Below are 18,533 nucleotides of genomic sequence, written 5' to 3'. Positions count from 1 at the left end.
AGATACGCTTAAATTGGAGCTGATTGGCACTGAGGCGGGCGCGGGATTAACCCGTTGGAGACTCTCGGAGGCATGGATGCCGACGAGAAGCCCCCAGGGAAGGGTTTACGGCGGGTCTCCAACGGGTTAATCCCGTGCCCGCCGGCCGTTATGTTAATTCAAAGGGTTAAACGGTTTTCTTTCTGTAACCTTTGTTCTTCACGTCACGATCACGCACTTTCGCTTTCGGCTTACCTTTACCATCCGGCTTGCCCTTACCCGCAAACTTACCCGGCGCACGCTTATCGCCCGGCTTCGGACCGCGACGCTTGAAATCCGGCACCGGACCATCGTTGCGCGGACCCGTGTCCTCGGCAATATTCAGCGGCCGATTGCGCACTCGCACCTTCTTCAGCAACTGCATCACCTCCGGCGACATACCCTTGGGCAGATCCACCGTGGAAAACTCATCAAACAACTTGATGTGACCAATATACTGACTGTCGATACCCGCCTCATTGGCAATGGCGCCGACAATATCCCCCGGACGGACCTCATGACTGCGGCCCACATCCAACCGATAGCGCTGCAGGTCCGAATCATTGACGCGGGGCTTCGGCCCTTTGCCGGCCTTGGCTTCACGAGCCAGCTTGTTCTTGCCCTTGGTGCTGGGTTTCTCCGGACGAATCTCGGCCAGCTTCACCTGCAGCGGGCGCTCTTTCTGCACCAGATAGGCGAGGGCCGAGGCAATCTCCTCCGGTGAACGGTCCGTCTGATGACTGAAATCGGCCAACAGATCGTTAAAGAAACTCAGATCCACACTGGTATCAAATACCTGCTGAATCGACTGCTTGAACTGATCAATACGATGAGCGGTCACGGCGGCGCCGGTCGGCAACTCCATGTGCTTGATCGGCTGGCGGGTCGCCTTTTCGATCACGTACAGCAGACGCTTCTCGCGCGGTGCCACAAACAGAATCGCCTTACCGCTGCGACCGGCACGACCGGTGCGGCCAATGCGGTGCACGTAGGCTTCACTGTCGTACGGAATGTCGTAGTTGAGTACGTGGCTGACCCGCTCCACGTCGATACCACGGGCGGCCACGTCGGTGGCGATCACGATATCCAGCTTGCCGTTCTTCAGCCGCTCAATGGTGCGCTCGCGCAGTTGCTGGTTCATGTCGCCGTTCAGTGCGGACGCTGCATAACCGCGGGCCTCAAGTTTCTCTGCCAACTCCACAGTGGCGTTCTTGGTGCGGGCGAAAATGATCATGCCGTCGAACGGCTCGACTTCCAGAATGCGGGTCAGGGCATCGAGCTTGTTGGTGCCGCTGACCATCCAGTACACCTGCTCGATGTTGGCGCCGGTGGAGGTGCTGCTGGCAATTTTGATTTCCTGGGGGCTGTTCAGATACTGGCTGGCAACCTTGCGGATCTGGCTGGGCATGGTGGCCGAGAACAGGGCGGTCTGACGCTCTTTGGGTGTGTGCTCCAGAATCCATTCGACGTCGTCGATAAAGCCCATGCGCAGCATTTCGTCGGCTTCATCGAGCACCAGGCTCTGTAGCTTGGACAGGTCCAGCGTACCGCGACGCAGGTGGTCCATTACCCGACCCGGGGTGCCCACAACCACCTGGGCGCCGCGCTTGAGCTGGCGCAACTGGCCGCCCATGTCGCCGCCGCCGTAAATCGGCAGCACGTGAAAGTTGTTCAGCTTGCTGGCATAGCGCTGAAACGCTTCGGCCACCTGAATGGCCAGCTCGCGGGTCGGTGCCAGGACCAGAATCTGCGGCTCGCGCTGCTCGGGGTTGAAGCGCGAGAGCAGGGGCAGGGCGAAGGCGGCCGTCTTGCCGGTACCGGTCTGGGCCATGCCCACGATGTCTTTGCCGTCGAGCAGGGCCGGGATGGCGGCCGCCTGGATCGGCGAGGGCTGTTCGTAGCCGACGGACTGGATGGCTTGAAGCACGGGTTCAGACAGGCCCAGGTCGGTAAACAGCAAGGGGGTTTGTTCGGTCATGGAGTGTTAGCCTCAATATGCAATAGGCGCGCGGCGGCCGGAGCAGCGGGATAATGGGCGCGGCGTGGTCAGGGGGTGTTGTCGGGTGATCAGAGGGTGCGATCTCGGCAGGTCCGGGGCCTTATCGCGGCACGTTGGGCGTGTGTTCCGCCAGTGGGCGGTCGCCTGGGCTGCACTCTTGCAGCCATGACAGGTCCCTGTCGTCTCAGCTCTGCCCCGTAACACCATTTCCCCAAACGCATAGAGGGCTTAACTGAAGAGGCGCGCATTATAGGCGCATTTCTATGCAGTTACCAGCTTTAAATTCTTCAAGAATCGATAGGTGCAATTAGCCCGGTCGCTGTGTGGGGTTGGTATTTCAGGACCCGCCGTGAATACTTCCCTGTAGGCTTCTCGTCGGCATCCATGCCTTCGAGAGTCCTGAAATACCAACCCCACACAGCGACCTGCCTGGTCACAAGTTGTAATGCGTAGGGCGTGGTAAGCGGAGCGCACCCGCCGTAACCCAAGTCTGTAGTGGTTTATTGGTGTTATCCTATTGCGAGCAAACTTTTGTTGAAAAGGAGACGACCTATGGCCAGTGTATTTTCGAAAGTGATTTCCGGCGAATTCCCCGGCCACTTTGTCTGGAAAGACAACAAAGCCGTGGTCTTCATGACCATTCAACCGATTCGTGAAGGCCATGTGCTGGTGGTGCCCCGGGAGGAGGTGGATCACTGGGATGACCTGCCGCCGGCCTTGCTCAGCCATCTGATGCAGGTGAGCCAGAAAGTGACCAAGGGCCTGAAAGAGGCCTATCCGGCGAAGCGGGTGGGAATGATGATCGCCGGTCTGGAAGTACCGCATACCCATATCCACCTGGTGCCGCTGGATTCAATGGGGGATTTGAGTTTTGACCATGCGAGCAGTGCCGACGCCGAGGATCTGGCGGCGGCGGCGCAGAAGATTCGCAAGGTGTTGGTTGCTCAAGGGCATGGTGAAGCGGATTTGAGTTGAATGGGCCGGTGTGGTCGGGGGTTGGTAACGGCGGATGCGGCCTTCGGCCTTATCCGCCCTACACGACCTGCCGTGGTTTGCGTAGGGCGGGTAAGCGCAACGCGCGCACCCGCCGTAACCCAAGCTGAACCCTATGTATCACGTCAATGTACTTGCCCATTGGTATGAATCAACGTCACCACCGCCAGAATCACGAACAACATGAAAGCACTGATGCGGGCGTACTTGAGCGGAATCTTGTCCATCAGCCAGCGGCCCGCAAACAGCACCGGGATATTGGCCAATAACATGCCCACGGTGGTGCCGATCACCACCATCAGAAAGGCGTCGAACTTGGCCGCCAGCACCACCGTGGCGACCTGGGTTTTGTCGCCGATTTCCGCCAGGAAAAACAGCACCAGAGTGGCCACAAACGGCCCGTATTGATGGAAGCGGCCAGGCTCGTCGCTGGCCTTGTCGGGAATCAAGGTCCACAGGGCGACAAGCAGAAAGCTGCTGGCGAGTATCCAGGGCACCCACTGTGCGGGTATCAGGTCCGCCAGCCAGCTGCCCAGCAGGGCGGACAGGGCATGATTGATCAGGGTGGCGACCAGAATGCCGGCGGCAATGGCGTAGGGGCGGTGATAACGGGAAATGAGAAGCAGCGCCAGGAGCTGGGTTTTGTCGCCGATTTCGGCCAGAGCCACGGCGAGAGTCGATCCGATCAGTGCTTCCATCAAAAACGTCGTCCGGGCGGGGCTGTTAGACAGAGATACACACACCACCCCGCCGGGATAAGCGTCTGTACCTCAGGTCTCATCAGCCCGACCCGTGCGGCGGGAGCCGCAGGGTGGGGTGTTACTGCCATGCGCTGTGGCGCAATTATGTTGACAGTAACGCCAGCGATACTGCGCGCTGGCCGATTACTCCCCCGAGAGAGGGCTGCATTTTAGAAAGTGTTGCTCCGCAAGTCAAATGCGAATCGTTCGCCGTTCTCCGGAGGGGCTCCGAGGGGCCGTGATGGCCGGGCTTCAGCGACGGCTGGCAGCCCCGCCGTAGGGCAGCTCCGGCAAATAGGGTTCAATCAGCGCCAGCGCGTCTTTATACACTTGACGCACGTCGGGCTTCAGCCCCACCTCCATCCTCCGGGAGAGCATGGTGATGGGAAACAGGCACTCCTCGGTGCCCTCGACACACAGTGCCCGGCTACGGCCCCGGTTGTCCTCGTAAATCTTCCATTCCAGCTCGTCCACTTCGGCGGCCATCACGTTGCCCAGCACCGCGCCCAGCGCCTGAAGCGTCAACCGGTCGTCCTGATCGATCAGTTCGCGATCGACAATCCGCTGCAGCGTGGTCAGGTCGCTCAGGTCCTCGCGAATCTGGCTGCCGACCCGGGTGCGCGCCAGGTCATCCACGCGCTGTACCTGTTGCGCCATGTGGTTGCGGTCCATCCAGGCCAGGTCCTCAATCGTGACCTCCTGGGCCAGGGTGGCCGGGCCGGCAAGCAGGAGCAGCAGGCCCAGACCGAAACACAATTTATTCATGGGTTACCTCTTTGGGTTTGGAATCCAGTGCGGGCGAATCCTCGCCGTTCTCTATCAGAGTGATGGGCTCCGGGTAGAGTTCATTCAAGGGCTGAGACAGGCCGGATTGTAACACCATGTGCACATGGTGACGGCGCAGCAGACGCGGCTCCGGAACGCCGCAGGCGTGGGCGATCAGCCCGACGCTGTAGGTCAGGTTGCGCTGATAGTGGGCCACCCGCTCGGCCTTGTCGGTGGGGTCCAGGCCCCGTTGCAGTTTCGGGTCGTGAGTCGTCACCCCGGTCGGGCAGGTGTTTTTGTGACACTGCATCGCCTGAATACAGCCCAGGGAAAACATGAAGCCCCGGGCGCTGGTCACAAAGTCGGCGCCGCAGGCGATGGCCCAGGCCACCATGGAGGGGTTGATCAGCTTGCCGGAGGCGATCACGCGCACGCGCTCTTTCAGGCCCGCTTCACTGAGCAGGTTGCACAACCAGGGCAGGCTTTCCTTGAGCGGTAGCCCGACGTAATCCATCAACGGTTGTGGGGCCGCACCCGTGCCGCCGTCGGCGCTGTCCAGGGTGATGAAGTCCGGCGCCCGATCCACCCCGCGAGTGCGGATGGCGGCCACCAGATCCCGCAGCCATTGCTTATCGCCCAGCACGGTTTTGAAGCCCACGGGTTTGCCGGTCACCTGGCGAATGTGATCAATCATATCCAGCAGGTCGTCCACCGAGCGGATATCCGGGTGGCCGTTGGGGCTGATGGAGGGATGCCCCTCGGGAATTCCGCGAATGGCGGCGATTTCGGCGGAGACTTTTTCCGCCGGAAGAATGCCGCCCTTGCCGGGCTTGGCCCCCTGGCTGAGTTTGATCTCAAACATCTTGACCGCCTCTTTGGCGGCCAGTTGGGTCAGCTTTTCGTCCGAGAGCTTACCGTTCAGGTCCCGGGCGCCGTACTTGGCGGTGCCCAACTGGAATACCAGATCGCCGCCTCCCTCTTCATGGAAGGGCGAAAGGCCGCCCTCACCGGTGTTCAGCCAGCAACCGGCCTTGGCGGCGCCTCGGGAGAGGGCACGCACCGCCGGCGCGGAGAGGGCGCCATAACTCATGCCGGAAATATGAAAAAAGGCCGAAGTTGTGTAGGGATGCCGACAATAGGGGCCAATAGTGACCGCCGAGGGCATGGCGGCGTCCTGCTCCAGAGTGGGGAAAGCCGAGTTCAGAAACAGTACCGTGCCCGACGGGTTCAGGTCCCGGGTGGAGCCGAAGGCCAGGTTGAGGTCGAGGTTTTTGGCCGCCCGGTAAACCCAGGCGCGTTCGGCCCGGTTGAACGGCATTTCCTCGCGGTCCATGGCGAAAAAATACTGCCGGAAAAATTCGCCCAGGTGCTCGAACCAATACCGAAAGCGACCGATCACCGGATAGTTCCGGCGAATGGTGTGTTTGCGCTGGGTAACATCCACCACATACATGGCGGCCACGGTGAGCAGCCCGACCCCGATCAGGGTGACAAAAATCAGGACCAGAATGGTCAGCAATTTCAGAGCAAATACATCGTCGAACATGGCAACCTTCACTGTCGGACCGAAAATGGCATTGGCGTGAGTTCAAGCTGGCCGCTATCATAAGGCTTTTAGTGGTCTGCGACCATGTCGCACCCCATACAACACCCTGTCAGAAACCGAGGAACCTCCATGAAAGCCACAAAAATCATAGTCAGCATTCTGGTGGCCCTGATCGTTGTCATCGCCATCGCGCTGTTTATCGGCCTGCGCAACCTGGACACTCTGGTCGAAGCGGCCATCGAGTCGGTGGGGCCCACGGTGACCAAAACGGACGTGCAGGTGGATGGGGTACATATTGAATTGACCGAGGGGCGGGGCACCATCAGAGGCTTGTCCATTGCCAACCCGCAAGGCTATTCAAATCGGCCGATTTTTCGCGTGGGCGATGTGACGTTGGATATTCGCCCGAGTTCGATCACCGAGGATGTGGTGGTTATTGAGGAGATCAAAGTCGATGGTGCCCAGCTCAATGCCGAGCATCGAGACCTGACCCAGATCAACCTCAAAACCCTGCTGGACCAGATGAGTTCCGGCTCCCGGGAAGAAGCACCCAAGTCCACCACCGCCAGCCCCGATGTGCGCTTTATGGTGGAGAAACTGAGCTTCACCAACGCCGGTTTGAACTTGAGCTCGGACGAACTGGGCAATCGTGAATTGACGCTGAGGGACATCAACCTGGAAAACCTGGGTGACCGTGAGCAGGGGTTGACCCCGGCCCAGCTGACCCGGGCGATTCTCGACCCGCTTCTGCAGCAGGCCCGCCAGCGGGTGGAAGCGGAAGTGCGTTCGGAGGCCGAGGGCGCTCTGAAAGAGGAGCTGGAGTCCCGTATGTCCGATGACGATAAGGAAAAAGTCGACGCTGTCCGGTCATTGCTCAACCGCTGATCCACCTGCCTCCCCGGGGTTTCGCCCCGGGGATTTCCCCTGAATGTTTTTCTCTTCTGCCAGAGGACAATTGCATCCTGGTAGTGTAACCGATTACAATCCGTGGGCGTCGAACCGCTCCGGTCGACGGCAGCGTGCCAAAACAACGTCAATAACCCAATAAACAAGGTGTGATATGGTCAGGACCACCGTCTTTCACGGCCTGCTGGCGGGCCTGGTTGCCTTGCTGACGGCTTGCTCAGCGCTTCGATCCGACGCCCCGCAACAGAATGCTGGCTCCGCCGAGCCCATCACTGAAAACATTGATCCCGCCGCCCAGGCGCTCTGGCGCAACCTGCACCGGCTGAAAGGCGAGGGCTTTCTGTTCGGTCATCAGGACAGCCTGGCGTACGGGGTACAGTGGCGTGATGACTCCGGGCGCTCCGATGTCAGACTCACCACGGGTGACTACCCCGCGCTTTACGGCTGGGACCTGGGACACCTGGAGCTGAACGATGCCCGGAACCTGGACGGCGTCCCCTTTGCGCGAATGCGCGACTGGATGCGTGATGCCTACCGCCGCGGTGGGGTGGTGAGTATCTCCTGGCATATGACCCACCCGGGTACCGGCAGCAGCTCCTGGGAAACCGACGCCGGCGCCGCCGAGCTGCTGCCGGGCGGGCGATACCATCAGGACCTGCGCCTGGCGCTGGATCAATTTGCGGCGTTCGCCCGCTCCCAGGAAGTGTCATTGCCCGATGGCCGCACCGGCCCCATGCCGCTGATTTTCCGGCCCTGGCACGAACACAATGGCGACTGGTTCTGGTGGGGCAAGGGGCCGACATCCGAGGAGGATTATCGAGCCTTGTGGCGCTTTACCGTGGACTATCTGACCCAAGAGCAACAGCTCCACCAGTTGCTGTACGCATTTTCTCCGGATCGCAGTCGGTTGACGTTGGATCAGTTTGAATCGTCCTATCTTTACGGCTACCCCGGTGATGACTACGTGGATATTCTCGGTATTGATAACTACTGGGATCTGGGCCATTCCGCCAACACTGCCACACCGGAGGAAGATGCCGAGCGATTTATTGCCAGTCTGGGTGCCTTGGCCAAATTGGCGGCGCAGCGGGGCAAGCTGGCGGCCATGACCGAAGGTGGCCAGGATACGCTGTTCGAGTCAGACTTCTTCACCGAACGGCTGCTCAAAGGCTGGCAGGCGAACGAGTGGACGCGACAGATTGTGTATATGCAGGTGTGGCGTAACGCCAATCGTGAGCGGGAGAGCCGGGATCACTTCTATGTGCCGTACCCGGATCATCCGGCGGCGGACGATTTCATTGAGTTCTATCAACATCCGGCGACCCTGTTTGAGGCCGATCTGCCACCCCTGTACGAGTAGCGCTGATGCGCCGGGACACAGGGAAGAGGGTGTCCGCTGGGCTGCCGTCTGTCGGCTGATTGACCGGCCCTGAGGGGATTTTCCGCGGCGCTTGCCGCCGCAGGGGACCGGCATCAGGAGCGCCGAGATGGGCGCTCGTAGGGGCGAAACTCCCGTCACTGCACAGCCCTCGGCGGACACCTGAGCCAAGTATAGCAACGGGCAGTCGCTATAACAGTGATTGCCATAGTCTATTGTGGAGCAAAAAAGCGCCGACATATGGTCGCATCGTTCTATGGCTGCTATCCTCAAGGCAAGCCTGTTGAAGTGATACTGACCATTTATGACCCCAGTACGGATAGCTCTGATTTACCTCGCGCTCGCTTCCTTGTGGATATTGCTATCCGATCGGGTGCTGTACTGGTTGGTCGCCGCAGACTCCACCAGCTTCCTGTTCTGGCAGACCACCAAAGGTTGGTTATTCGTCATCGCCTCCAGCGTCATCATCTACCTGTTGGCCTATCGGCTGAACTGGGCGCTCTCCCGGCAGCTCGATCTGAAACGCCGGCACCTGTCTCTCGTGCGCCGCAAAGCCTACACCGACTACCTGACGGGGTTGCCGAATCGCCGCTTCGGTCTACGGGTCATGCGGCGGTTGCTGGGGCAGGCTGAACGCAGCGGCAAAGGCTTCTGTGTCATCCTGGTGGACCTGGATGACTTTAAACAGGTCAATGACAGTCTGGGCCACAGGGCGGGGGATCAACTGATCGTCGCGCTTGCCGAGCGGCTCAAGGCCCAGCTCGGCCCCGGTGAGCATCTGGTACGCCAGGGCGGGGATGAGTTTCTGATGATGTGCGCCGGTACCGAAAGCCGTCATCGGGTGGCGGCCCGTGCCGGTGCGTTGCTCGAGACACTGACCGAACCGGTTACTCTTGATGGTATGGAGCTGACCGTCACCGCCAGTGCCGGGGTGGCCTGTTATCCGGACGACGGCCAACAGCTGTTGGGCCTGATGCGCAGCGTCGATCTGGCGTTGCATCACAGCAAAAAATACAAACACTGCTTCAATTTTTATCAGCCGGAAATGGCCACCAGCCTGCAGCATCGTTTTGATCTTCAGCAGAAATTACGCGAGGCGCTGGAAGAGGATGGGTTGGAAGTTTTCTTTCAGCCGGTGTACGAGCCGGTTGAAGGGCGCTGCACCGGCTCCGAGGCTCTGGTGCGCTGGCGCACGGCGGAAGGGTTTATTTCACCGGCGGACTTTATTCCGGTCGCGGAGCAGAGCGGGCAGATTCGCAAACTGGGCATGATGGTGCTCCGAAAAGCCTTTTCCCGTACGGTTGAACTGATCAGGGAGAGTGGTCAGCCGTTGACCATCTCGGTGAACGTTTCCCCCAAGCAGTTTGTGCATGGGTACATCGTCACTGACTTGCAGCAGGCGTTGCACGAATCCGGTATCGACCCGCAGTGCGTGATTCTGGAAATCACCGAAGGCGTACTACTGAACAACGTGATCGAAGCGGCGGAAGTTCTCAATCAATTGACCGACCTGGGGGTCGCCATCTCCATGGATGACTTCGGTCAGGGCTACTCGTCACTCAGTTACCTGCGCCAACATCCCTTCAGTTATCTGAAAATTGATCGCAGCTTTGTGCAGGGCATGGATCAATCCCGGCAGGATCGTGCACTGGTAGAGGCGAGCGTGGCCATGGCGCAGGCACTCAACCTGAAAGTCGTGGCCGAAGGCGTGGAAACGCAAACCCAGAGTCTGGCCCTGGAAGGCCTGGGTGTGGACTACCTGCAAGGCTTTTGGCTGGCCCGCCCCATGCCGGGGGATGAATACCGGACTCTGGTTCTGCAGCAAACGGTCAACGCTTGATGCGCAGACTCTGGTGGATATGGGTTTTGGGTTTGGGCATGGCGGGCGCAGCAGCCAGCTATTGGATTATTGATCTCCCCCCGGATCCGGCAGCGGCCGAAGCAACAAAGCCTGCGCCCGACGACGCATCGGCGGTTGCCGCCGACTATGAGCTTCGCTACCGCGGCTGCGGTTTCCAGAGCCACTGGCGCAAAGACGTGCGTTGCGCCGACCTGCTGACGCCCGGCTATGTGACCGACTCGGGTGAGCAGCGTTTTCACCTGCCGGTGGTCATCCTCCGTTCCAGCTCGGCCGAGCGACGGGACGACCCGGTGATCTACTTGCCCGGCGGCCCCGGTGGTTCGGCCGGGCTCGATAAACACAGCATCGAATTCTGGCAGTCCTGGCAGGAATACAGCAATCTGCGCCGTGACCTGATTCTGATGGATCGGCGCGGCGTTGGGCAAAGCGAGCCCGCGCTGACCTGCCCGGAGTATGACACCTACAGTGAGCAGACCGTTGCTCAGCATATTGATCCGCAGCGGGAGGCACGGGAAGCCGCCGAGTTGCTGCAAGCCTGTTTTGCGGACTTGGAGGCTGCGGGGCACTTTCGTCAAGATCAGTTTGGTACCCGGCAAAGCGCCGCGGATCTGGCGGCCCTGATGCGCCTGTTGCCCTACGAACAGTTCAACCTGGTCGGCGTGTCCTATGGTACGCGCCTCGCGCTGGCGACGGTTGCGTTGAGTCATGAGGGGCCGCCGCCGGTAAGAACGCTGGTGCTGGATGCACTCTATCCCCCGGACCAGGGCGGGCTGATCAGTTGGCCCGGAGTGGTAACTGAAAGTCTCGAGCGTTTCATCCGCTGGTGCCAAGGGCGGCAGGGTTGCGCTGAGTCGGTGCCGGACCTGAACGCCTTGCTGATGCAGGCCCTAAAAACGTTGGAAAATCAGCCACTGGAATTGTCCGTGGACAGTTGGTACCGAACGGAATCCATTGACGTGGTACTGGATGATCACCGAATGATGACCACGGTATTCAGCGCCCTGTATAACCATGGCGATTGGCCGATGATCGTCGAGGCGCTGCAGGGGGTTGTGAGCGAAGAACCAGAACGAGTGACCCCGCTGGTGGAATCCTTCATCAACCAGGCGTTGGAGGGCGGCCTCTCAAGGCTGACGTTCATGGCGGTGAACTGCTTCGACCATACGCTGGGCACCAAGGCCGCCTACAGTGCGGAACTGGCCCGCTACCCACGCTACGCCGCCTATATGGATCGTTGGGACAGTTACATCTGTCGCTGGTTGGGCTCCGCCGATGAACCTCTGCCACCCCTAGAGCCGCCCGCTACGCCCACGCTGATATTGGCCGGCGAACTGGACCCAGTCACACCGGCGCAGTGGTCTCGCGATGTGTCCCGTCGCTGGCCAGAGGCTCAGCTCTATATCGCCGAAGATGTCGGCCACTCGGTGATATGGTCGGACACCTGTGTTGAGGCGGCACTGGGCCAGTTTCTGGACCACCCGGAGCGGGAGTGGACGCCGGAGTGCGTGAATTTGCCTGAGTAGAATGGTTAGGTGTTGCGCGATCTTGAAAGGTGTCGGCCCAATTCCTCTTGGCGTGTACCGGGGCGCGCCTGGAATGGCCTCGGGGAGACAGGTCTTTCCAGGGCTGCCTGAGGGCGCAGAGTAACCTGGATATCCCTATATATACTAAAAATGCTACTTGATAGAGCGAATCATACTTTCGTAATTGTAAGCTTTGAGATACCATCTGCACCGACAATACCCGCCAAGGCTATGCTCCTCGGAGTACCCTCAAACCGGCGGGTTACTTTTTTCTGAAGGGGTGAAAATGGATTTTACCAAACCCGCCACTACCCATGAGCAGCAAATCCGCCTCCTTGAATCCCGTGGCCTTACGGTTGAAGATGAGGCGAGAGCAAAACACTATTTACGCCATATCAATTATTATCGGTTGGCGGGGTACTGGCTGCCCTTGGAGGCGGATCATGCCTCTCACCGGTTCCAGCGTGGCGCTACCTTCGACGACGTGCTTGATCTCTATAACTTTGATCGCGAGTTCCGTCTTCATCTATTGGACGCGATTGAGCGTGTTGAGGTCTCCCTGCGAGCTCAGTGGGCACATCACATGGCACACGCACACGGCCCGCATGCCCATCTGGACGCCCGGCACGCGGCCAACTTAAAGCTCCACGCTCGCCATCTGGCCAAATTGGAAGAAGAGGTGGCTCGGTCAGAAGAGGTTTTTATTCAGCATTACCAGCGCACCTATCATCGGCCTGCATCACCTCCTGTGTGGGCCGTCAGTGAAATCATGTCATTTGGTATGCTGTCGCGCTGGATCACTCAGATGGTGCCTTCGGATCGTGCTGTAGTTGCCAGAACTTATAACCTTGACCAGCGAGTGTTGAAGGGCTTTGTTCGTCATCTGACGTACATTCGAAACCTCTGCGCCCATCACAGCCGAGTGTGGAACCGCCGCCTGACTGTGACTATGCCGCTACCCAAATCTAAACCGCCTGGCCTGAATCGCAATATGACAACGCAGAGTACCCGAAACATCTACAATTCCTTGGTGATGCTGGTGTACCTCATGAGCATTATTAGTCCCGGCAGCCAATGGAAAAACCGTCTGCTAGAGCTGCTGGAGGTCTATAGGGTGGACACGCAGAAGATGGGGTTCCCTGTGGACTGGAGAGCGTTGCCCGTCTGGACTGATGAAAGCACCTAGGGGAGGCTATGGGTTTCTGGGGCGTCCAGAGTATAAGTGGTATGATTTTTTGTGAGGCGCTCGCTCAATGGAGATTGAAGCCCATAAAAAAACCACCCAAGGTGGGTGGTTTCTGGTCTAGCGCTTGGCTAGTAATTTGGCTCCGCCTGCTGGGCTCGAACTAGGTGAATTCCACTGGAATTCACCAATGATTAACGGCGCGGCTGCGCTAATCATTGGTCCATAAAAAAACCACCCGAGGTGGGTGGTTTCTTCGTATTTGGCTCCGCCTGCTGGGCTCGAACCAGCGACCCAATGATTAACAGTCATTTGCTCTACCAACTGAGCTAAGGCGGAGTGGCGCCTTCCTGTCTGGAAGTGGTGCGTATCCTATAGTCCGGATTTGGATCGGTCAACCCTTTTTTCAGAAAAAAGTGCCCCTTTTGGGGTGGCCTGGTGACGGTTTGTGCAATTTGGGTGTTCTCTGTGCACTTTGGGTAATAACTGGTGCTTTTTCAACGGGTTAGATTGAGAGGGTTGGTGCTTGGCGCCGGGTCTTCTGCTGGTAATCCAGGCCGCTTTCCCTATACTGGCGGCTATGACTGAACAGACACAAAGGCTGCCCGACGAGGGGGAGCGCAACCCGCTGATCGGCCCCGTTCGGGAACTCCTGCAGGCCGCCCAGGGGGTGGCCCAGACCGAGTTTACCCTGATCAAAGGCCTCAAGGCCCAGGGACTGGTGGATCGGGACTACAGTTTTCATCCGCTGACCCTGTTTCGGGTGCACTTTCAGGTGTTCAACGCCCTGCATCGGCTCCAGGAGGAGTTTGCCCGGCAGGGGCAGGCGCTGGTGATCTCGCCCCTGGCGATCTATCTGCGGCCGCTGGCAGACGGGGAGAGCGCCCGGGCAGTGTCCGAGGCAGAGGCAGGGCCCTTACGCGAGTTCTACCTGGATTGGTCGTATTACGACAACGCGACCGAAGAGACGGTGGTGGAACTGCTGGCGGGTTTCTGGAAGCGACTGGGGCAGGGTGCGGCTCCCTCCGACCAGGAGCGGGCAGAGGCCCTGGCGACGCTGGAGCTGACGGACCCGGTCACCCGGGAAGAAATCAAGCAGCGCTACCGTCGTCTGGCGATGGACCACCATCCGGATCGGGGCGGCTCCGAGCGACGTCTGCAGCAGATCAACGCCGCCATGGCGGTACTTGGGCGGGGTCGCTAGCCGGTGGCACTGGTCTGGTTGCGCCAACAGGGTGAGGATCGCTACGAGGTCCGTCGGGCGGGCAACAGTCTGCGCCTGTACACCAACGGCGTATTCCACAGTCAATACAATCCCGCCGAGCCGGTAACCGGCAGCGTCTGGGACCTGTTGTTGCTGCCCGCCTTTGCGCTCCGGTCGGGGCGTCCGTCACGGGTGTTGCTGCTGGGCGTTGGCGGTGGCGCTGTGGTGTGTCAGTTGAACCGGTTTCTGAGCCCGGACCTGATTGTCGGGATTGAATTGAACCCGGTGCATCTGCAGGTGGCGCGAGAGGTGTTCGGTGCCTCGGCGGCCAATGTCTGTCTGCTTGAGGCGGACGCACGGGAATGGTTGGCACAGTATCGGGGGCCGGGGTTTGATCTGGTGATTGACGATCTGTTCGGCCATGTGGGCGGCGAAGCGGAGCGCGCCATTGCGGCTGATACAAACTGGTGCAGCGCCCTCTGGTCGGTGGTGGCGCCGGGCGGTGCTCTGGTGATGAATTTCGAAAGTGAGGCGCAGTTGCGTGCGTCGGCGCTCTGCAGAGATCGCGTGATTCGCCGACGCTGGGCCGAGGCGCAGCGCTTCAGCACGCCGCACTACGCCAACGCGATTGGCGCCTTCTTTCGGCAGGCACCGGAGTGGGAGACGTATGAAGCTAGGTTGCAGGCGTATCCCGAACTGGACCAGGGGCGGGCGCAATGCCGGCTGCGGTATCGCCGCCGGACTTTGCGTTAGTCATCAGGGTCTTGTGCGACCCGACGCTGAAGGGAGGTCTGAGGCATCGCTTACCGCAAGTCCCGTCCCGCGCTCTGCACCATACTCGCAATGCGTTGCTGGAGACGTAGAAAGACGGCACGCATAAAGCTGACGGTCAGGCTGGTTCCCTCCACCACCATGATACCAATCAGCGACGCCATTTTTTTGACCAGGTGAAACACCCAGCTACTGACATCGGATGAAACTTCTACGGCCTTGTGCAGAAAGATTGCCAGCCGGTCCATCAATGTCAGCGTCGTGGCGCCCGCCACCACTAACGCGATACCCGTGGCGTGGAGCACTTTTTTACACACGTACATCAATGCGGCATTCACCAGTTCGAGTGACCGGGCGCTGAAGGATACGAGTCCGTCCGATTCCAGCCATTTCTCGATGGTGCTGTCCAGGTATCCCAGAGGGCGGTTGTTTTTGAGGACCTCCCAGGAGCCTGCGCTGTCGGCTGAGTCCACGTAGCGCTTGATCTTGTGGTACTCCCAGGGGATGGCGGCGACCGGGGATTGAATCCGATAGTCCACATCCCGGGTTGGGATGTGAGTGAACGGCCAGGTAGGTACCATCGCGACGGGATCGGTGCGGTGGTAGGCCCGGTATATGTTGTTGGAACTCAGGCGTGATGTACACTTTCGGGCGAACATGTCGAGCCCAACTCGCGGGCTTCCGAAGGTGTACAGTTTGACGGGCAGGGAAGAGCGAGCGCGTATCCAGTCGGCCGCAAGAGAAGCCAGGGCACCTCCAAGGCTGTGCCCGAGGCAGTGAATCATGGATACACCCTTCAGCTCGCCGATAAATTTTTTCAGGTCGTGCAGTACGGAGTCGAAAGCGTAGTAAAACCCTTGGTGAATCGGCGTACCGGTATGGGATGTCTTGATTCCGGCATTGAGGTCGGTTAATGCGTCGTAGAGGCTTGATGTGCCTTTGAATGTGATGAACGCCTCTTGTTCGTGAGCCCCTTTCCCTTTAGCCAAGATCAACATTGTGCTGGGCTTTTTTACTACTATGAATGCACCGGTCTTAACTTTGTGAAAATTTTCCCCTTCAAACTGAAACCGATCGTTGTACCTTGCTTTGAACAAGCTCATTCCTATGCTGTCACCTAGCAGGTACACGTCCTCGGAGATCTTTGCGCTAAGCTTTAGGTTCAATTCAATGCCGTTCATGGTAAGTCCTCCTTGATGTGACATAGCGTCAGAATGGGTGACCTGTAGGTATCAATTAAACGTTCTTCGTTCGTCAGTTCGCACGTCAGGTTGAACGGCGCTCCGTCAAGCTCAGATTGTTCCTCACTGTCTCGCTTGGCTCCGCGCCACAGAATGTACTCTTTGCCGTTGTGTGTTGTGGATAGCTGCTGAGTAATGGTTATCTCTAAAGGAAGTAACGGCTTGACGGAGCGCTGATGCACGGCGGGAAAGGAAAAATAACCGTTCATATCTGTTACGGTTGAATCGGACGCTCGTTTATCCCAGTTCCATGTCCTAGTGACTGTAACGCCACTGATCGGCTTCCCGTCGAGCAAGAGCTGTGCGTTAACCTTAGAAAATACACAGACTTTTCCGATGTCAAATAGGGACATAGCCAAACCTCCTTGACTGATCAATAGCAAAACGATGCCGCATAGTGTTTGTCGCATGGGCGGTCTCTCCGGGACTATCATGTAATAGCCGGAACGGCGCGCAGTCTGGAAAGGGTGGGGGTAGGCGTCTTTCCTTGTCGTTGAGCGCTGTCCTGGCGGTGTTGATACTCGCTGGCTCGGCCAGCGTCACAATCATAGCAAAGTGAGCCAGTGGGCAAAATGGCAGGGTGAGAATTGCGCCAGAGTGGCAACGTTTTGTGAGCCAAGTCTCGCTCTTGGCGGGGCCGGGCGTGTGGACGCTTGCAGGCATAACGTCTGTGCGGGGATCAGCGGCGAAGCTCAATCACTTTGAAACCGTCCCGGTCTGCCAGTACCTCGGCGTGCGTAAAGAGTCCTCGGGCTTTCTGTTCCAGTGGAATAAATCGGTTCACCACAAACCAGGCTCGCCCCGTGGGCGTCAGGTGAGTGTGGGCACTGCGTAAAAACCGGTCGGTCAAATCCCCGCTGACACCGAATCCCTGATGAAAGGGTGGATTGCACAGCACAGCATCAAAGGTGTCGGTAATGCGCTCGCCGCAGTCGGCGCCGATCACTTCGGCGGGAATACCATTGTGTTCGGTATTGTAGGCCGCCATGGCCAGGGCGGCGGCGTTGTTGTCGGTCAACACTCGCCGCTTCAGTGGCAGGCGGTGGGTCATCAACCCCAGATAGCCGTAGCCGCAGCCGAGGTCCAGCAGGGTTTCAGCGCCTGAAGTCTGCAGATGGGGCGCCGCCTGTTCCCAGAGCAGGGCGCTGCCCCGATCCCGTTTCTGCCAGCCGAACAGCCCCGGCTTGCTGAAAAACTGAACGTCATCGTCGGTGAAAATGGGGCGTGGAATGGTGTAGTCGCTGTCATCCAGTGGCGTTGCCAGGCGGTCCGACCGGACCAGGCGCGCAACATAGAGTTGCCCCATTTTTTTGGCCTTCTCGCGCTGGCCCAGATACGCGGAGGCTTTGTCGATATAGGTTTTGGTGCCGTCGGTTTTGTGCCCGCACAGGACCAGCTCACCGCCGGGCTTCAGGCAGCGGCCGGCTTCGTTGATGATGTGGTGCACGACCGGTTTTTCTTTGGAGACGCGATAGAACACTCGGTCCAGTGAACCGTCGGCCCAGGTTGAGAAATCAAAATCACTGAAGTGGGTATCCAGGGCGGCGTGGCGGGTGAGTTCTGACTGATCCCAACGGTTGGTGATCACGCTGAGGGATGAAGCGTTTGGCAGGGTCTCGCCTTGGGCGTGCTCATCCAGACACCAGAGGCTGGCCAATCCCCGGGCCGAATGGATCTGTTCCAGAAGCCATTGAGAGGCGCTGTCAGACACGGGCTATCTCATCCTCGGTCAGCGGACGGAAGTCGCCGGGTGCCAGTTCGGGGTCGAGCACAATGCCACCCACGGCGAGCCGGTGCAGTTCGACGACCCGGTTTCCCGTGGCGGCGAACATGCGTTTGACCTGATGGTAGCGACCTTCCTGAAGCGTGACTCGGGCCCGCCGCTCGTCCAGTTGTTCCAGAGTGGCCGGCAGGGTCGGCTTGCTTTCATTGTTAAGCAGAATACCTTCGGCAAACTGTGTGGCGACATCCGGCGCAATGGGGTCGGCGGTGGTAACGTCATACACCTTGGCGCAGGCGCGCCGGGGGGAGGTGATCCGGTGGTTCCAGGCGCCGTCGTCGGTCAACAGCAGCAGGCCGGTCGTGTCTTTATCCAGGCGGCCGACAATCTGCAGGCCGTCCGCCAATGCCGGCGGCAGCAGATCCAGTACGCAGGGCTGGCTGCTGTCCTGGGTGGCACTGAGGGTGCCGGCCGGTTTGTGCAGCATCAGGTAGCGGGCCCGGGGGAGAGCGAGAGGTTCGCCGTCCAGCGTGACCTGCTCGTTCCCGGTCAGTGCCTGGCTGACACTTTTGGTGGTGACGCCATCGACCTGCACCCGCTTGCCGTAGAGGGCGATGCGCACACCCTTGCGGGACAGGCCGGTGCATTGGCTGATGTATTTGTCCAGGCGCATGGCCATGCCGAA

The 18,533-nt window shown here is 59.3% G+C and carries 16 protein-coding genes and 1 tRNA gene; 8 read left to right on the top strand and 9 right to left on the bottom strand.

From position 1 onward, the window contains the following. Positions 1-166 precede the first annotated feature (166 nt). A complete protein-coding gene (locus N645_RS0105030; RefSeq protein WP_024460421.1) occupies positions 167-1,996 on the bottom strand; it encodes a DEAD/DEAH box helicase in 1,830 nt (609 codons plus the stop codon). Positions 1,997-2,569: 573 nt separating this feature from the next. Between N645_RS0105030 and N645_RS0105025 the strand changes: the two genes are divergently transcribed. After that, positions 2,570-2,992 (top strand): HIT family protein, encoded by a 423-nt coding sequence (locus N645_RS0105025; RefSeq protein WP_024460420.1) that lies wholly within the window; start codon positions 2,570-2,572, stop codon positions 2,990-2,992. 143 nt (positions 2,993-3,135) lie between these two features. On the opposite strand, the gene N645_RS0105020 is transcribed toward N645_RS0105025, so the two are convergent. The 3 genes from N645_RS0105020 to N645_RS0105010 all read right to left on the bottom strand — a co-directional run bounded on the left by N645_RS0105020 (position 3,136) and on the right by N645_RS0105010 (position 6,061). After that, positions 3,136-3,708, bottom strand: a complete 573-nt coding sequence (locus N645_RS0105020; RefSeq protein WP_024460419.1) for a TMEM165/GDT1 family protein — start codon at positions 3,706-3,708, stop codon at positions 3,136-3,138. A 294-nt stretch (positions 3,709-4,002) separates the two neighbouring features. Continuing rightward, a complete protein-coding gene (locus tag N645_RS0105015; protein WP_024460418.1) occupies positions 4,003-4,515 on the bottom strand; it encodes a DUF3806 domain-containing protein in 513 nt (170 codons plus the stop codon). Further along, positions 4,508-6,061, bottom strand: coding sequence for an FMN-binding glutamate synthase family protein (locus N645_RS0105010; RefSeq protein ID WP_024460417.1), 1,554 nt, complete (start codon positions 6,059-6,061; stop codon positions 4,508-4,510). Before N645_RS0105010 ends, N645_RS0105015 begins: the two co-directional genes overlap by 8 nt. A gap of 129 nt (positions 6,062-6,190) precedes the next feature. Between N645_RS0105010 and N645_RS0105005 the strand changes: the two genes are divergently transcribed. The 5 genes from N645_RS0105005 (at position 6,191) to N645_RS0104985 (ending at position 12,915) form a co-directional block, all read left to right on the top strand. Then, entirely contained in the window at positions 6,191-6,946 is a 756-nt protein-coding gene (locus N645_RS0105005; protein WP_024460416.1) for an AsmA family protein, read from the top strand. Between the two features lie 175 nt (positions 6,947-7,121). After that, a complete protein-coding gene (locus N645_RS0105000) occupies positions 7,122-8,327 on the top strand; it encodes a glycoside hydrolase family 26 protein (protein ID WP_024460415.1) in 1,206 nt (401 codons plus the stop codon). 322 nt (positions 8,328-8,649) lie between these two features. Continuing rightward, positions 8,650-10,185: a bifunctional diguanylate cyclase/phosphodiesterase gene (locus tag N645_RS0104995; RefSeq protein ID WP_081665874.1), complete on the top strand. Its 1,536-nt coding sequence runs from the start codon at positions 8,650-8,652 to the stop codon at positions 10,183-10,185. A gap of 38 nt (positions 10,186-10,223) precedes the next feature. Then, the gene (locus tag N645_RS0104990; RefSeq protein ID WP_193744950.1) at positions 10,224-11,729 is read left to right on the top strand and encodes an alpha/beta fold hydrolase; all 1,506 of its coding nucleotides are present in this window, start codon (positions 10,224-10,226) and stop codon (positions 11,727-11,729) included. A 286-nt stretch (positions 11,730-12,015) separates the two neighbouring features. Further along, positions 12,016-12,915 carry an Abi family protein gene (locus tag N645_RS0104985; RefSeq protein WP_024460412.1) on the top strand — a complete coding sequence of 300 codons (900 nt, stop codon included), beginning with the start codon at positions 12,016-12,018 and terminating at the stop codon, positions 12,913-12,915. A 260-nt stretch (positions 12,916-13,175) separates the two neighbouring features. On the opposite strand, the gene N645_RS0104980 is transcribed toward N645_RS0104985, so the two are convergent. Further along, positions 13,176-13,251 (bottom strand) — tRNA-Asn (locus N645_RS0104980). A gap of 241 nt (positions 13,252-13,492) precedes the next feature. On the opposite strand from N645_RS0104980, the gene N645_RS0104975 reads away from it, so the two are divergent. Together N645_RS0104975 and N645_RS0104970 are read left to right on the top strand one after the other, a co-directional pair. Further along, the gene (locus N645_RS0104975) at positions 13,493-14,116 is read left to right on the top strand and encodes a DNA-J related domain-containing protein (protein ID WP_024460411.1); all 624 of its coding nucleotides are present in this window, start codon (positions 13,493-13,495) and stop codon (positions 14,114-14,116) included. Positions 14,117-14,119: 3 nt separating this feature from the next. Further along, a complete protein-coding gene (locus N645_RS0104970) occupies positions 14,120-14,869 on the top strand; it encodes a methyltransferase domain-containing protein (RefSeq protein WP_024460410.1) in 750 nt (249 codons plus the stop codon). A 50-nt stretch (positions 14,870-14,919) separates the two neighbouring features. On the opposite strand, the gene N645_RS0104965 is transcribed toward N645_RS0104970, so the two are convergent. The 4 genes from N645_RS0104965 to N645_RS0104950 all read right to left on the bottom strand — a co-directional run bounded on the left by N645_RS0104965 (position 14,920) and on the right by N645_RS0104950 (position 18,527). Further along, entirely contained in the window at positions 14,920-16,068 is a 1,149-nt protein-coding gene (locus N645_RS0104965) for a lipase family protein (protein ID WP_024460409.1), read from the bottom strand. After that, on the bottom strand, positions 16,065-16,481 hold the full coding sequence (locus N645_RS16620) for a carboxypeptidase-like regulatory domain-containing protein (RefSeq protein WP_024460408.1): 417 nt from the start codon (positions 16,479-16,481) through the stop codon (positions 16,065-16,067). The genes N645_RS0104965 and N645_RS16620 overlap by 4 nt, the downstream gene beginning before the upstream one ends. Positions 16,482-16,807: 326 nt before the next feature. After that, the gene (locus N645_RS0104955) at positions 16,808-17,839 is read right to left on the bottom strand and encodes a methyltransferase (RefSeq protein WP_024460407.1); all 1,032 of its coding nucleotides are present in this window, start codon (positions 17,837-17,839) and stop codon (positions 16,808-16,810) included. Next, the gene (locus N645_RS0104950) at positions 17,832-18,527 is read right to left on the bottom strand and encodes a pseudouridine synthase (RefSeq protein WP_369755037.1); all 696 of its coding nucleotides are present in this window, start codon (positions 18,525-18,527) and stop codon (positions 17,832-17,834) included. Before N645_RS0104950 ends, N645_RS0104955 begins: the two co-directional genes overlap by 8 nt. Between the last annotated feature and the right edge of the window lie 6 nt (positions 18,528-18,533).

This window comes from Marinimicrobium sp. LS-A18, from assembly GCF_000463525.1.
Taxonomy (GTDB): domain Bacteria; phylum Pseudomonadota; class Gammaproteobacteria; order Pseudomonadales; family Cellvibrionaceae; genus Marinimicrobium; species Marinimicrobium koreense.
Note: the sequence above shows the minus strand (reverse complement) of the source record. Positions and strands in the feature narration are given on the sequence as shown.

Excerpts from the sequence above, each read along its gene's own strand:
- N645_RS0105005 (WP_024460416.1), top strand. The coding sequence starts at position 6,191 with ATGAAAGCCACAAAAATCATAGTCAGCATTCTGGTGGCCCTGATCGTT.
- N645_RS0104950 (WP_369755037.1), bottom strand. The coding sequence starts at position 18,527 with ATGGCCATGCGCCTGGACAAATACATCAGCCAATGCACCGGCCTGTCC.
- N645_RS0105025 (WP_024460420.1), top strand. The coding sequence starts at position 2,570 with ATGGCCAGTGTATTTTCGAAAGTGATTTCCGGCGAATTCCCCGGCCAC.
- N645_RS0104975 (WP_024460411.1), top strand. The coding sequence starts at position 13,493 with ATGACTGAACAGACACAAAGGCTGCCCGACGAGGGGGAGCGCAACCCG.
- N645_RS0104990 (WP_193744950.1), top strand. The coding sequence starts at position 10,224 with ATGGCGGGCGCAGCAGCCAGCTATTGGATTATTGATCTCCCCCCGGAT.
- N645_RS0105000 (WP_024460415.1), top strand. The coding sequence starts at position 7,122 with ATGGTCAGGACCACCGTCTTTCACGGCCTGCTGGCGGGCCTGGTTGCC.
- N645_RS0105010 (WP_024460417.1), bottom strand. The coding sequence starts at position 6,061 with ATGTTCGACGATGTATTTGCTCTGAAATTGCTGACCATTCTGGTCCTG.
- N645_RS16620 (WP_024460408.1), bottom strand. The coding sequence starts at position 16,481 with ATGTCCCTATTTGACATCGGAAAAGTCTGTGTATTTTCTAAGGTTAAC.
- N645_RS0105015 (WP_024460418.1), bottom strand. The coding sequence starts at position 4,515 with ATGAATAAATTGTGTTTCGGTCTGGGCCTGCTGCTCCTGCTTGCCGGC.
- N645_RS0104965 (WP_024460409.1), bottom strand. The coding sequence starts at position 16,068 with ATGAACGGCATTGAATTGAACCTAAAGCTTAGCGCAAAGATCTCCGAG.
- N645_RS0104985 (WP_024460412.1), top strand. The coding sequence starts at position 12,016 with ATGGATTTTACCAAACCCGCCACTACCCATGAGCAGCAAATCCGCCTC.
- N645_RS0104995 (WP_081665874.1), top strand. The coding sequence starts at position 8,650 with ATGACCCCAGTACGGATAGCTCTGATTTACCTCGCGCTCGCTTCCTTG.
- N645_RS0105030 (WP_024460421.1), bottom strand. The coding sequence starts at position 1,996 with ATGACCGAACAAACCCCCTTGCTGTTTACCGACCTGGGCCTGTCTGAA.
- N645_RS0105020 (WP_024460419.1), bottom strand. The coding sequence starts at position 3,708 with ATGGAAGCACTGATCGGATCGACTCTCGCCGTGGCTCTGGCCGAAATC.